This is a genomic window from Nocardia sp. NPDC051990 (assembly GCF_040680755.1).
GTDB lineage: Bacteria > Actinomycetota > Actinomycetes > Mycobacteriales > Mycobacteriaceae > Nocardia.
This window is the reverse complement of the sequence record NZ_JBFAXH010000016.1, coordinates 115,281-128,145: the sequence shown is the minus strand read 5'-3', so window position 1 is coordinate 128,145 and position 12,865 is coordinate 115,281. Positions and strand designations below refer to the sequence as shown.

Sequence of the window (12,865 nt, the reverse complement as noted above, 5' to 3'; positions counted from 1 at the left end):
CTCGCCGTCGAGGACTCGGCCCGTGCGGTCCAGTGGCGAAGAAAGTCACGCTTAGCGGCAACTCGGCCCCGTGACTGAGGGATGATCGCGGGTATCGGTACCGAGAGGTCGAGGCCTCGACGTCTCGGTGTCGCGCGAATCAGGCGGATTTGACCGTGATTTGACCGTCGAGGTGCGCATGTCGAGGTGATATCGGCCCGCCGGGGTGCTAGGAACGTCAACGTTCTTGCGACCGTTGGTGGTTTCGGCCGACACCTGGTAGCTGCCATTCGGCACGACCAGATTGATGGACCCGTTGGTGGTTTCGGCCCGCACGTCCTGTGCCGCCGCCAGGGTGAGATCGATGCTGCCATTGCTGGTCTTCGCCTCGACCTTGCTGCCGTTGATCGCCTGTCCCTGGATTCGGCCATTGGTCGTCTCGACCTTGACCGGGCCCGCGACGGTGTCCAGCTGCACGTGGCCATCGTGGGTGGACACATCGACGCTGCCCACACTCGACAGTGTGATCACGCCGGTGGTGGTGGTGCCGCTCACCGGCAGGTTCGCGGGCACCGTCAGCGTGTAGGTCACCGCGCAGTCCTGGCCGCAGCCGCCGAGCACCAACTGCCCGTTGTCTACCCGATAGGTGACATCGGACGGTTTTGCGCCGTGGTAGCTGAAATACCGCTTCAGCGCGACCGGGCCCGCGTCCGCACGGCCCTCCACGGTGACGCCCCCGGCATCCATATCCAACCGAATCGAGGAGATCTGCTGCGGCAAGGTGGCACTGTTCTCGCTGTGGGTCGGCTGGACGGTGCCGCAAGAGCTGACAGCGATCGTTCCCAATCCGGCAATGGCGGCGAGCGTCAACGCACGCAACGGCTGGACCATGACTTCCCTTCGACTACTTCCAACTCCGGCCTGTCGCAAGCGTCGCGACTCCAGACACGCTAGTACAGCCATTCGACAGTTTCTCCGATTGTAATCCCAGGATTGGATAATTGATATCTCAGAGATCCGACTGGTTTCCCATGCCCGCGCGAGGAACCGCCGCCGCGGCCACTACGGCTCTCCCGCAGTCGTCCGGCATGACCGTGCGAAGGGAAATGCCTGCCCCGCCGACGTTGGCGCGATCTGTACTTGCATGTCGGGTGCTTCACGGTGTGCACAGGTGATGGGGGCAGGGCTGGCTCGGCGATGTTCGGGAGTCCTTGCCCGGGAGCCAACGTCCTCGGCGAACCCGACCCGATGGGTGCGCGCCTCGCTTGGTCTGCCCGTCGAGTGGTCAGCAGAAACCCCTGCGCGCCTATGCGTCTGAGCGCATTCGCTCCGTCAGGCGTACAACCGCACCTGTGCCAGTAAAGCGCGATGGTCCGATCCCGGAATGCTCAGCGAGCGGACCTCCGCCGCCGTGCCGTCGGCGACCAGAATGTGGTCGATGCCGATCACCGGACCCCACCGGCGGTCCGCGGGATAGGTGAGCAGCGGCCCCGCACCCGCCTGATCCGCCGCGGCGACGAACCGTCCGCGCAGCAGGGCACGGAATGCCGAATGATCGCGGGTGGCATTGAAATCCGCGCCGACAATCGCGGGACCCTGTTGCGCGTCCAGTATTTCGCGAATCCGGTCGAGCTCCGAAGTCCACGCCGGGAAGTCGACCGAGGGCGGCACCGGATGAAATGCGAACACCGCGACCGGTCCGCGCTGTGGATGCTCCATGGTGGCGGACAGATTGTTCATCCAGAAGCCGTCGTATTTCTTGGTGTCCCGCAACGGATATCGGCTGTAGATCCCGGTGCCGTTAGCGTTTCCACGGGCCTGTAGGAACTGATGTGGCAGCAAATCTTCGATTCCGGCTGCCGCGAGTCGCTGGGCGACCTGCGGCGTCAACTCGTCGACGGTGAGTACCTCGACACCGTGCTCCCGCACCGCCCGAACCACCGCCGCCGCATCCGCCTCCCCGATCAACAGATTCGACTGCATCACCGAAACTTCCGGCCCACTCGCCGCCCGCCCCTCCGGCACGAACATCGGTACCTGCGTCCACAACACCGCAGCGACGATCACCCCGGCCGCCGCAGCACTCTTCCAGCCCCGTGCGATCAGGAACAACACCAGCCCCAGCACCGCCCCGAGCATCAAACACGACGCCCCCGACGCCAACAGCACCAAGACCTGCCGCCGCCACGTCCCGAAATGCAGCACGATCCCGAGCACGCCCGCCCCGAGGACACACCACCCCAACCCGAGTAGCACCCGGTCCACCCATTTACGCATGCGCCGACCCTATCCCGCGGCCATGGAGACCAGGTGCGGCGATTGTGCAGATCCCGTGTGGATAGCGTGGCCCTCCTACACTGGACGGCAGACAGTGGAGGTGGTCGCGATGTATGTCGAGGAGTTCACGTCGCCGGGTGCGCTCACCGCCGACGCCGCCGAAGATCTCGCCCACACCGCGGGCCGGTTCACCTCGCGGATCACCGTGACCTGCAATGGGCACACCGTGCTGACACCAGTCCTGCCGTGGTGTTGGGATGAGTTGCGAGTGCGCGCGGGGAGCACGGTATCGGTCACCGCCGAGCGGGGGTACCGCCCACCCGACGATGAGGACCGCACTGCGCTGCGGGAATTCGTGCGCCGGTTCCAGGTGCTGACGGGGGTCGGCCCGGCGCGGCTCCCGCTCAGTGGCGGTGCATCTGCTCGACGAGTACGACGGCGTCCGTGGTGAGCGATCCACCGGCGAAAGCCAGTGTGGCCAAGGATCGTTCGGCTGCGGTCGGATGGCCGGCGCCGCACGCATCGGTCACCACAATGGGCAGATAGCCCAGGTCCAGGCTGTGCCGGACGGTGGGTTCGATGCCAACCTCCATGGCGATGCCGGCGATGGCGAAGGTGTCGATACCCAAGTCGCGCAGGGCGATATCGAGTGGTGTCGCCGCGAAGATCGACGGCCTCGTCCGCCGCACCACCTTCGATACCGTTCCACCGCAGGTCGAATACGACCTGACCGAGGAAGGCTGGAGCCTGGTCCCGGTCCTCACCGCCCTCTACGAATGGGGACAGAAACGCGCCGACCGCGCTGGCATCACGCTGCCCTGAACGACCTCAGCCTCCGAAGACACGCTCCACCACCGCTTTCGCCCGCCGCGTGACGCGCATGTAGTTGTCCAGGAACTCGCTGCCGTCATCATTCGGCCACCCCGCGACCCGTGCGACGGCCGATAGCAGACGGCCAGGGCCAGGTAGTTGATCGGCCGGTTTGCCACGCACGAGCACCAGCGCGTTGCGCGCCTTTGTCGCAGCGATCCAGGCTTCGCGCAAAAGCGCAACATCTTCGACCGCAAGCAATTTGGTCTGCTCGATGACATCGAGGGATTGCAGCGTCGAGGTGTTGTGCAGTGCGCGCACATCGTGGGCGTGGCGCAGTTGCATCAGCTGCACGGTCCATTCGATATCGGCGAGGCCACCGCGCCCGAGTTTGGTGTGGGTCGCCGGATTCGCACCGCGCGGCAGGCGTTCGGCATCCACCCTGGCCTTGATCCGGCGGATCTCGCGCACCGCCTCCGCCGATACCCCGCCCTCGGGATAGCGCACCTTATCGATGGTGTGCAGGAACCGGACGCCGAGGTCCTGGTCCCCGGCCACCTGATGCGCGCGCAATAAAGCCTGCACCTCCCACGGCTGCGCCCACTGCTCGTAGTAGGCGGCATAGGCGGCCAGCGTGCGCACCAGCGCGCCGTTGCGGCCCTCCGGACGCAATCCCGCGTCGACCTGCAGCGGCGGATCGGTACTCGGTGCACCGAGCAACCGCTGCACCTTTTCGGCGATGCCGACCGCCCACTTCACAGCCCTGGTCTCGTCCTCGCCGGGACGCGGATCGCAGACGAAGAGCACATCGGCATCGGACCCGTAGCCGAGTTCCAAACCGCCCAATCGACCCATGCCGATCACGGCGAAATCGGCCGGTGCCGGTGCCCCCAGTTCGGCCTCACTCGCCCGAATCACCGCGCGCAGTGCGGCTTCCAACACCGCGACCCACACCGTGGACAATGCCCGGCACACCTGCGGCACGTCCAGCATGCCGAGCAGATCGGCCGAGGCCACCCGCGCCAATTCGTGCCTGCGTAGCGAACGGGCCGCGGCTACAGCACGTTTCGGGTCGTCGTAGCGCGCCGCGGCGGTGAGGATCCCGCGCGCGACGTCTTCCGGCTGCGGGCTGAGCAATTGCGGCCCGCCCGGACCGTCGGCATACATCCGAATCGTGTCCGGCGCATTGATCAGCAGATCCGGCAGATATTCCGAGGAGCCGAGCACGATCATCAACCGCTGTGCGATCGCGCCCTCGTCGCGCAATTCGCGCAGGAACCAGATCTGATCGGCCAGCCCCTCCGAGACGCGCCGGTAGGCGAGCAGTCCGGCATCGGGATTCGGTGTGTCCCCCAGCCATTCGAGCAGTGTCGGCAACAACAGCGCCTGAATTCGGCCCTTGCGCGATACTCCGCCGGTGAGCGCTTTCAGATGGCCGAGCGCGTTTTCCGGCGCCGCATAGCCCAGCGCCGCCAACTGCCGGATCGCCGCGTCCGGGCTCAGCCGCAGCGCGTCGGGATCCATCTTGACCACCGATTCGAGCAGTGGCCGATAGAAGAGTTTGGCGTGTAATCGCCGCACCCGCACGGCATTCCGGCGAATCTCGGTGCGCAGCACGCCGACCGCGTCCTGCCGTCCGTCCGGGCGGATATGGGCCGCACGGGCCAACCAGCGCATGCCCTCCTCGTCATCGGCGGCGGGCAGGGTGTGGGTGCGCTTGAGCCGCTGCAATTGCAGCCGGTGTTCGAGTAGGCGCAGGAATTCGTAGGAGGCGGTGAGGTTCGCGGCGTCGTCGCGACCGACGTACCCGCCCGCGGCCAATGCCGTCAACGCTTCCACGGTGCCCTGCACGTGTAGCGTCTCGTCCACCCGGCCGTGCACCAATTGCAGGAGCTGCACGGCGAATTCGACATCGCGCAGGCTGCCGTGGCCGAGTTTGAGTTCGCGCTCGCGCAGATCGGCGGGTACCAGATTCTCCACCCGACGCCGCATCGCCTGTACATCGGCGACGAAGTCGGGGCGCTCGGCGGCGGTCCACACCATCGGCATCAGCGCGGCGCGATATTGGTCACCCAGCGCCAGATCGCCGGTCATCGGCCGCGCCTTGAGCAGTGCCTGGAACTCCCAGGTTCTGGCCCAGCGCTTGTAGTACGCCATATGCGAATCCAAGGTGCGCACCAGCGCGCCCGCCTTGCCCTCGGGCCGCAGGGCCGCATCGACCTCGAAGAAGGCCGCGCTGCCCACGCTCATCATCTCGGCGGCCAATCGGGTGGCGGTGGCATCGGCCGGTTCGGCCACGAAGACCACATCGACATCGCTGACGTAGTTGAGTTCGCACGCACCGCTCTTCCCCATGGCGAGCACGGCAAGCCGCACCGGCACCGGCACGTCCTTGCAGACCCGGGCCACCGCCACCGCCAGTGCGGCGGTCAATGCGGCGTCGGCGAGATCCGTCAAATGGCGGCCGACCACCTGATACGGCAGTACCGGCTCGTTCTCCACGGTGGCCGCCAGATCCAGCGCGGCCAAGAGCATGAGCTGATCGCGATATCGCTTGCGCAGCAGCGCAATTGCCTCGGGACCGGATAGCTCGGCCCGGTACAGCACGGCATCCGCGTGCGGGCTCCCGGCCGGTACGGCCCGCACCGCCGCCAACAGGTCCGCAATCAGCTCCTCGCGCGCGGGTAGCTTGTCCCGCAGCAGAATTCGCCACGCGGCCGGGTCGGCGACCAGATGATCAGCGAACGCGCTCGACGATCCGATGAGCGCGAAAAGCCTACCGCGCAAGGCGGTATCGCCCCGCAGCGTCGAATCGAGCTCGGACCAGCCCTCGCCCAGCGCGGCTTGCAACCGCGTCAGCGTCAGCAGTGCGAGGTCGGCATCGGGCGCGCGGGACAGCGCCCACAGCACCGGAATGCTGTCGATATTGTCCCAAGCCAACTCTCGTAACGAGGCGGCGGCGGTCGGCTCGAGCAAGCCGAGCCGACCGACACCGGGGACAGCTGAACGAGCAGACGGCGGCCGAACCATAAGTCCAACTTAGTTGGCCGATCTTCCGTTTCCACCCGGGCAGGGTGGAAAGAGTCGTAAATGTAGCCGACGCGCCGGTTTAACCGACTAGAGGCCGAGGTACTCCTTGAGCTCGAACGGGGTCACCTGGCTGCGGTAGTCCGCCCATTCCCGGCGCTTATTGCGCAGGAAGAAGTCGAAGACGTGCTCACCGAGCGTCTCGGCGACCAGCTCCGAGCGCTCCATCGACTGCAGCGCCTCGTCGAGCGTGCCGGGCAACTCGCGGAAGCCCATGGCACGCCGCTCGGCAGCGGTCAGCGACCACACGTCGTCCTCGGCCTCCGGCGGCAGCGTGTAGCCCTTCTCGATGCCACGCAGACCGGCCGCGAGCAGCACCGCGAAGGCCAGGTAGGGGTTGCAGGCCGAATCTGGGCTGCGGATCTCGACGCGACGCGAGGATGCCTTGTTCGGGGTGTACATCGGCACCCGCACCAGCGCGGAGCGATTGGACCGGCCCCACGAGGCCGCGGTCGGCGCCTCGCCGCCGTGGATGAGGCGCTTGTAGGAGTTCACCCACTGGTTGGTAATCGCGCTGATCTCCGGAGCGTGCTCCAGGATGCCCGCGATGAACGCCCGCGCGGTCTCCGAGAGGTTGATCGGATCGTCCGGGTCGTGAAAGGCGTTGGCCTCACCCTCGAACAGGCTCATATGGGTGTGCATGGCCGAGCCCGGGTACTGGGCGAACGGCTTGGGCATGAAGGTCGCGCGCACGCCCTCGTCGATGGCCACTTCCTTGATCAGGTAGCGGAAGGTCATCACGTTGTCGGCCATGGACAGCGCGTCGGCGTAGCGCAGATCGATCTCCTGCTGCCCCGGAGCGCCCTCGTGGTGGCTGAATTCCACCGAGATGCCCATCGACTCGAGCGCGTCGATGGCGTGGCGACGGAAGTTGGGTGCCGAATTGTGCACGGCCTGATCGAAGAAGCCGCCGGAATCGGCCGGGGTCGGCATGGAGCCGTCCTGCGGGCCGTTCTCCAGCAGGAAGAATTCGATCTCCGGATGCACATAGCAGCTGAACCCGACGTCACCGGCCTTGTTGAGCTGACGCCGCAGCACGTGGCGCGGGTCGGCCCAGGACGGCGAACCCTCGGGCATGGTGATATCGCAGAACATGCGTGCGGAATGCTGGTGGCCCTTACTCGTCGACCACGGCAGCACCTGGAAGGTCGAGGGATCCGGCCGCGCCACCATATCGGCCTCGGACACCCGGGCGAAGCCCTCGATGGCCGAGCCGTCGAAGCCGATGCCCTCTTCGAAGGCACCCTCTAGCTCCGCCGGAGCGATGGCAACGGACTTCAGATAGCCCAGCACATCGGTGAACCAGAGACGCACGAAGCGGATATCCCGTTCTTCGAGCGTCCGCAGCACGAATTCCTTCTGGCGATCCATGTCGCCGAGCGTAAGCATCCGGCGTTAAATCCGTGTTACATCCGCGCTCAGGGATTGCAATCCCATCATTGCCGAATGAATCGGACGAGAAACAAGATCGTCTTGTAATCGGGGGACTCAGCAGGTCAGACCGGCCTCCGGGACCTTCAGATCGACGAGGTAGGAGATCACCGCGTCGTCCAGGCACTGATCACCGGCGACCAGCGCCGCGGTGTGTCGGGTACCCCGGTAGGTGATCAGTGCGGCGCCCAGCTGGTTGGCCAGATCGACACCGGCCTGATACGGCGTCGCGGGATCCTCGGTGGTCGAGACCACTACTGTCTTCGGCAGACCCGGTGCCGAAACCTTGTGCGGTGTGCTGGTGTTCGGCACCGGCCAGAGCGCGCACAACTCCAGGGGCGCGGCTCCGGTGCCGCGGCCGTCGTCCAGGAACGGTGCCGCCTTGCGATATTCGGCGTCCTGTCGGCCCGCCACCGCACGATCGTTGATCGGCGGATCGTCGACGCAGCGGATGGCGTTGAACGCCTCCTGCGTGTTGTCGTAGTTGCCATCGCCGCGGCGACCGTCGTACAGATCGGAGAGCTTCAGCAGCATGTCGCCGCGCCCGTCCCGCAATTCGGACAGGCCGAGGGTGAGCACCTTCCAGAAGTCGTCGGAGTAGAGCGCCTGCTGCACGCCGGTGATGGCGTCGCCGTAGCTGAGTCCGCGCGGATCGGTGGTCGCGGCCGGTTTGGTCTCCAGCGGATTCACCAGCGCGCGGAACTTCACGACCGCCTGTGCCGGATCGGCGCCGAGCGGGCAGTCCGCCTGCTTGGCGCATTGGGCGGCGTAGGCGTCGAACGCCTGCTGGAAGCCCGCCGCCTGCCGCAGTGATTCCTGTACCGGATCCTGCGAGGAGTCCACCGCACCGTCGAGTACCAGCGCGCGCACATTGTTCGGGAACTTCTCGGCGTAGGCCGAGCCGAGCTTGGTGCCGTAGGAGTAGCCGAGGTAGCTGAGCTTCGGATCGCCGAGGATTGCCCGGATCACGTCCATATCCTGTACCACCTCGCGAGTACCGACATGGGCGAGGAATTCGGTGCCGGTGCGCTCGACACAGTGGCCGACGAACTGACGGTTATCGTTCTCGGTCTCGGCGATGCCCTCCGGGGTGTTGCCGGTCGGCGGTTTCGCGCGTTCGGCGTCGTTCTGCTGCGAGGTCAGACAGGCAATGGTCGGGGTCGACGAGCCGACACCGCGCGGATCGAAGCCGACCCGGTCGAACCGCTCGGCCAGCGGCGTCTTGCCCGCGATCCCCACCATCGACAGACCCGATACTCCTGGCCCGCCCGGGTTGAGCAGCAGCGAGCCGATCCGCTTGCCGCTGGCCGGGATTCGGGCCAGCGCGATCTGCGCGGTCGCGCCGTCGGGCCTGGCGTAGTCGACGGGCACGGTGATGCGGGTGCATTCGGTATTCGGCGGGGTGCGCTCGTCCGGGGAACCGAAACCGGTGCAGGGACCCCAGTTCGCGGTCTGGCTGTAGAACTTCTCGAGGCCCGCGGGCGGTGTGGGTAGCAGATTGCCCGGCTCGTCCTTGGATGCGCTGCATCCGGACGCCACCACCGCCAACGCCACCGCGACCAGCACCCGACGTGACCCACTGCGCACCACTGACATATGGAAGATCCTGGCATGGCCCACCCGCCGCCCCGAAACCCATGCCGGTTGGGAGTACGTCAAGCCTTGGTCACCGGACCGACAGTTGGCGAAATCAGTCGTTGCGCTGGGGATTGTGATGTGACCAATTGCACCACCCACGACCTTAAGCGAGTTGCGCAGAGGGTGCACACTGGATTCGTCATACAAACCCGGGGACCCGGACGGGCCTCGAGGCGACAACCACGAAAGGGACGATGATGTCCGTATCCGAATCGGAAACCCCTGCCTACGGCGCTGCCCCGGCGGCGACCAAGCCGACCAAGCGCAAGACGCGGGTACCTCATCTGCAGCAGATGAAGGCCGATGGCGAGAAGTGGTCGATGTTGACCGCCTATGACTATTCCTCCGCTCGCATCTTCGAAGAAGCCGGTATTCCGGTCCTGCTGGTGGGTGACTCCGCCGCCAACGTCGTCTACGGCTACGACACCACCGTGCCGATCACCATCGACGAGCTCATCCCGCTGGTGCGCGGTGTGGTCCGTGGTGCACCACATGCGCTGGTGGTGGCCGATCTGCCCTTCGGCACCTACGAATCCTCGCCGCAGCAGGCTTTGGCCACCGCGACCCGGTTCATGAAGGAGGGTGGTGCGCACGCGGTCAAGCTGGAGGGCGGCGAGCGGGTCGCCGAGCAGATCGCGCTGATCACCTCCGCCGGTATTCCGGTCATGGCGCATATCGGCTTCACCCCGCAGAGCGTCAATACCCTCGGCGGTTTCCGGGTGCAGGGACGCGGCGACGGCGCCGAGCAGCTCATCGCCGATGCCATCGCGGTTCAGGAGGCCGGTGCGTTCTCCATGGTGATGGAGATGGTGCCCGCCGAACTGGCCGGCCAGGTGACCCGCAAACTGACCATCCCGACCATCGGTATCGGCGCCGGCGCCGAATGCGATGCGCAGGTGCTGGTCTGGCAGGACATGGCGGGCTACACCAGTGGCAAGACCGCCAAGTTCGTCAAGCGGTTCGGCCGGATCGGCGATGAATTGCGTTCCGCCGCCGCCGCTTACGCAGACGAGGTGCGTCGAGGGACCTTCCCCGGCCCCGAGCACAGCTTCTGAGCTGCACCTCGACCGGCCGAGCGGTGCACGCGCCAGCGGCACTTGTGGATGGCCGCCGGCGAGGCCGGCGGGGTGGGGAAGCACTGCTCGGCCAACCTGCGCAACCGATGCTCGACTGCCTTGACCAGGTTTGATCGGCGGTGCCCGACGAACTCGTGCGGGCCAGACGCGGCAAATAATGGCAGACTCGAAGCCGACAATGCCGACACGAGCAGAGGTACCGATGCCGCAACCCCGTTGGATTTCACGCTGCACGCTACTGGTGGCGGGCGCATTCGCCGCGGCGGCGCTCACCGCCTGCGGGAACTCGAGCCCCGCGCCCACCGCCAGTTCGAGCTCGACCACCGGATCGGCGACGGCCACCAGCGCGGGCAAGAGCGCACCGACAACGCCCCTGGAGATCTCCGACGCGTCGGCCACCCAGCTGTGCGACATGATCCGCCCGGAGTTGTCGAATTGGCGGGTGCAGGGGCCGACACTAGGCCGGATCGGGCTCAATGCGCTTGTGCACGAATGGGCGCTGCGCAATGGTGGCATCAACGGCCACGTGCTCGCCGATAAGGCGATGATCGACCGGATCACCACCAAGAGCTGCGCCGATGTGCACCAGCAGGCGATCGAGGCGCTGGAACTGCCCGATCTGGCTTCGGGGCTCGCCTTCTGATGCGCACTCTCTACCCGGCGATCCAACCGTACGAAACCGGCATGCTCGATGTCGGCGCAGGCCAATCCGTGTACTGGGAGGTCAGCGGCAATCCGGACGGTAAACCCGTGGTGTTCCTGCACGGCGGACCCGGCGGCGGCACCGAACCGTTCCACCGGCAGTTCTTCGATCCGGCCGCATACAAGATCGTGCTCTTGGATCAGCGCGGTTGCGGACGGTCCACCCCGCACATCGCGGATGGGGCGAGTCTGCAGACCAATACCACCGGCAACCTGATCGCCGATATCGAAGCGCTGCGCATTCACCTCGGCATCGACCGCTGGCAGGTATTCGGCGGCTCCTGGGGTTCGACGCTCGCGCTCGCCTATGCGCAACAGCATCCGGATCGTGTCACCGAACTGGTGCTGCGCGGAATATTCCTGTTGCGGCGCAAGGAAATCGACTGGTATTACAACGGCGCCGCGGGCAACATCTACCCCGATGAGTGGGAGAAGTTCCTCGCCCCGGTGCCAGCGCACGAACGCGACAGCGATCTCGTGCAGGTGTATCACCGGCTACTGCACTCCCCCGACGAGAAGGCCGCCGAAGTGGCCGCCATCGCCTGGTCCACCTGGGAGGGTGCGACGAGTTCGCTACTGCCACACCCGGATCGGGTGCAGGACAGCGCCGAGCCGCGGTTCGCGCTGGCATTCGCCAGGATCGAGAACCACTACTTCGTCAATGGCGGATTCCTCGACGAGGGACAACTATTGCGCGATATCGACAAGATCGCGCATATCCCGGCCGTCATCGTGCAGGGTCGCCACGATGTCGTCTGCCCGGCGACCAGTGCGTGGGAACTGCATCGCGCTTGGCCCGGTTCGGTACTACACATCGTGGACGACGCCGGACACGCCGCGGCGGAACCGGGAATCACCCACCATCTCGTCGAGGCGACCGACGGATTCGCGAAGGTGAGCTGATCATGGTCAGGGCCGGAACCGCTGTCGTCGCCGCACTGCGCGACGACGTCGACCGGCTGCTGGCCGCCGAACCGGACGTCCGCGCCGACGCCTGGGATTCGGTGCACCAGATGCGAGTCGCGACGCGCAGACTGCGCAGTGTGCTGCGCTCGTACCGCACGCTCTTCGAGGCCACGCCGATCGCCGAGATGCAGCAGGAGCTGAAATGGCTGGCCGGCCTGCTCGGTGTCGCCCGCGATGCCGAGGTGCGGGCGGAACGGTTCACGGCACTGCTGGCCGCACACGCGCCGCAGGACGAATTCGCCCGACTCGCAACGAAATCGACCGTGCCGAAGGCTGCGGGCGACGGCTATGCGCCCGGTACCACGGAGTATGTCCGCACCGAACTGGTCGACGCGGAACGCGAACGGTACCGGAACGCGCATGCGCAGATCCTCGCCGCCCTCGACCATCATCGCTATCACACACTGCGCCACCGTCTTTCGGCCTGGCGCACCGAACCGCCGCTCGACCCGGAGCAGTCGAAGCAGCCCGCCGCCGAGGTCTTCGAGCGCATCCTGCGCAGGGACCGCAAGCGGCTACGGCGACTGGTCTACGCCGAACCCGCCGTCTCACCCGCCGAACGCGTCGACCTGCTGCACGATATCCGCAAGGCCGCCAAGCGCCTGCGGTACTCATGCGAGGCGGCGACCGACGTACTCGGCAGTGCCGCAAAGGATCTCGGCACCGAGGCGAAACACCTGCAAACCGTACTCGGCGATCACCGCGACGCCGTCGATTCCCGCGAAGCCATCCTGGCCCGCGCCGCCGAAGCCCACGATACCGGCGTCAACGCCACCATCTACGAACTATTGGCCGACGCCGAAGAAATCGCCGCGGGCGAAGCACTGGCCAAATACCCCGCTGCAGCCACGTTCGTATCGGGTTGACCGGCTCTCCTCATTATTGAGGTTCTCCTCGCC

General features: G+C 66.3%; 12 protein-coding genes. 6 read left to right on the top strand and 6 right to left on the bottom strand.

Annotated features, from left to right (window positions below; all coding sequences use genetic code 11):
* Positions 1 to 51: 51 nt before the first annotated feature.
* Positions 52 to 870 carry a DUF4097 family beta strand repeat-containing protein gene (locus tag AB0L63_RS25290; protein WP_364505309.1) on the bottom strand — a complete coding sequence of 273 codons (819 nt, stop codon included), beginning with the start codon at positions 868 to 870 and terminating at the stop codon, positions 52 to 54.
* A gap of 441 nt (positions 871 to 1,311) precedes the next feature.
* Positions 1,312 to 2,256, bottom strand: a complete 945-nt coding sequence (locus AB0L63_RS25285) for an endonuclease/exonuclease/phosphatase family protein (RefSeq protein ID WP_364505307.1) — start codon at positions 2,254 to 2,256, stop codon at positions 1,312 to 1,314.
* Positions 2,257 to 2,365: 109 nt separating this feature from the next.
* Here AB0L63_RS25285 and AB0L63_RS25280 point away from each other — a divergent pair, with 109 nt between their 5' ends.
* On the top strand, positions 2,366 to 2,707 hold the full coding sequence (locus tag AB0L63_RS25280; RefSeq protein ID WP_364505305.1) for a hypothetical protein: 342 nt from the start codon (positions 2,366 to 2,368) through the stop codon (positions 2,705 to 2,707).
* On the opposite strand, the gene AB0L63_RS25275 is transcribed toward AB0L63_RS25280, so the two are convergent.
* Positions 2,661 to 2,945 carry an isochorismatase family protein gene (locus tag AB0L63_RS25275; protein ID WP_364505303.1) on the bottom strand — a complete coding sequence of 95 codons (285 nt, stop codon included), beginning with the start codon at positions 2,943 to 2,945 and terminating at the stop codon, positions 2,661 to 2,663. The two genes, AB0L63_RS25280 and AB0L63_RS25275, sit on opposite strands and share 47 nt — an antisense overlap.
* Here AB0L63_RS25275 and AB0L63_RS25270 point away from each other — a divergent pair.
* The gene (locus AB0L63_RS25270; protein ID WP_364505301.1) at positions 2,836 to 3,078 is read left to right on the top strand and encodes a winged helix-turn-helix transcriptional regulator; all 243 of its coding nucleotides are present in this window, start codon (positions 2,836 to 2,838) and stop codon (positions 3,076 to 3,078) included. The two genes, AB0L63_RS25275 and AB0L63_RS25270, sit on opposite strands and share 110 nt — an antisense overlap.
* Before the next feature lie 6 nt (positions 3,079 to 3,084).
* Here the strand turns inward: AB0L63_RS25270 and AB0L63_RS25265 are convergent, their stop codons facing one another.
* From AB0L63_RS25265 to AB0L63_RS25255, 3 genes are all read right to left on the bottom strand, one after another.
* Entirely contained in the window at positions 3,085 to 6,096 is a 3,012-nt protein-coding gene (locus AB0L63_RS25265) for a bifunctional [glutamine synthetase] adenylyltransferase/[glutamine synthetase]-adenylyl-L-tyrosine phosphorylase (RefSeq protein WP_364505299.1), read from the bottom strand.
* Positions 6,097 to 6,183: 87 nt separating this feature from the next.
* The gene (locus tag AB0L63_RS25260) at positions 6,184 to 7,524 is read right to left on the bottom strand and encodes a glutamine synthetase family protein (protein WP_364505297.1); all 1,341 of its coding nucleotides are present in this window, start codon (positions 7,522 to 7,524) and stop codon (positions 6,184 to 6,186) included.
* Between the two features lie 117 nt (positions 7,525 to 7,641).
* Positions 7,642 to 9,180, bottom strand: coding sequence for an alpha/beta hydrolase (locus tag AB0L63_RS25255; RefSeq protein WP_364505295.1), 1,539 nt, complete (start codon positions 9,178 to 9,180; stop codon positions 7,642 to 7,644).
* Between the two features lie 239 nt (positions 9,181 to 9,419).
* Here AB0L63_RS25255 and panB point away from each other — a divergent pair, with 239 nt between their 5' ends.
* The 4 genes from panB to AB0L63_RS25235 all read left to right on the top strand — a co-directional run bounded on the left by panB (position 9,420) and on the right by AB0L63_RS25235 (position 12,832).
* The gene (gene panB, locus AB0L63_RS25250) at positions 9,420 to 10,277 is read left to right on the top strand and encodes a 3-methyl-2-oxobutanoate hydroxymethyltransferase (protein WP_364505293.1); all 858 of its coding nucleotides are present in this window, start codon (positions 9,420 to 9,422) and stop codon (positions 10,275 to 10,277) included.
* A 223-nt stretch (positions 10,278 to 10,500) separates the two neighbouring features.
* Positions 10,501 to 10,941, top strand: a complete 441-nt coding sequence (locus AB0L63_RS25245; RefSeq protein ID WP_364505291.1) for a hypothetical protein — start codon at positions 10,501 to 10,503, stop codon at positions 10,939 to 10,941.
* The gene (gene pip / locus AB0L63_RS25240; protein ID WP_364505289.1) at positions 10,941 to 11,903 is read left to right on the top strand and encodes a prolyl aminopeptidase; all 963 of its coding nucleotides are present in this window, start codon (positions 10,941 to 10,943) and stop codon (positions 11,901 to 11,903) included. The genes AB0L63_RS25245 and pip overlap by 1 nt, the downstream gene beginning before the upstream one ends.
* Positions 11,904 to 11,905: 2 nt before the next feature.
* On the top strand, positions 11,906 to 12,832 hold the full coding sequence (locus AB0L63_RS25235) for a CHAD domain-containing protein (protein WP_364505287.1): 927 nt from the start codon (positions 11,906 to 11,908) through the stop codon (positions 12,830 to 12,832).
* Positions 12,833 to 12,865 lie beyond the last annotated feature (33 nt).

Coding starts and splice junctions, on each gene's coding strand:
- AB0L63_RS25235 (WP_364505287.1), top strand. CDS start 11,906: ATGGTCAGGGCCGGAACCGCTGTCGTCGCCGCACTGCGCGACGACGTC.
- AB0L63_RS25255 (WP_364505295.1), bottom strand. CDS start 9,180: ATGTCAGTGGTGCGCAGTGGGTCACGTCGGGTGCTGGTCGCGGTGGCG.
- AB0L63_RS25280 (WP_364505305.1), top strand. CDS start 2,366: ATGTATGTCGAGGAGTTCACGTCGCCGGGTGCGCTCACCGCCGACGCC.
- AB0L63_RS25285 (WP_364505307.1), bottom strand. CDS start 2,256: ATGCGTAAATGGGTGGACCGGGTGCTACTCGGGTTGGGGTGGTGTGTC.
- pip (WP_364505289.1), top strand. CDS start 10,941: ATGCGCACTCTCTACCCGGCGATCCAACCGTACGAAACCGGCATGCTC.
- AB0L63_RS25245 (WP_364505291.1), top strand. CDS start 10,501: ATGCCGCAACCCCGTTGGATTTCACGCTGCACGCTACTGGTGGCGGGC.
- AB0L63_RS25270 (WP_364505301.1), top strand. CDS start 2,836: ATGCCAACCTCCATGGCGATGCCGGCGATGGCGAAGGTGTCGATACCC.
- AB0L63_RS25290 (WP_364505309.1), bottom strand. CDS start 870: ATGGTCCAGCCGTTGCGTGCGTTGACGCTCGCCGCCATTGCCGGATTG.
- AB0L63_RS25260 (WP_364505297.1), bottom strand. CDS start 7,524: ATGGATCGCCAGAAGGAATTCGTGCTGCGGACGCTCGAAGAACGGGAT.
- AB0L63_RS25265 (WP_364505299.1), bottom strand. CDS start 6,096: ATGGTTCGGCCGCCGTCTGCTCGTTCAGCTGTCCCCGGTGTCGGTCGG.
- panB (WP_364505293.1), top strand. CDS start 9,420: ATGTCCGTATCCGAATCGGAAACCCCTGCCTACGGCGCTGCCCCGGCG.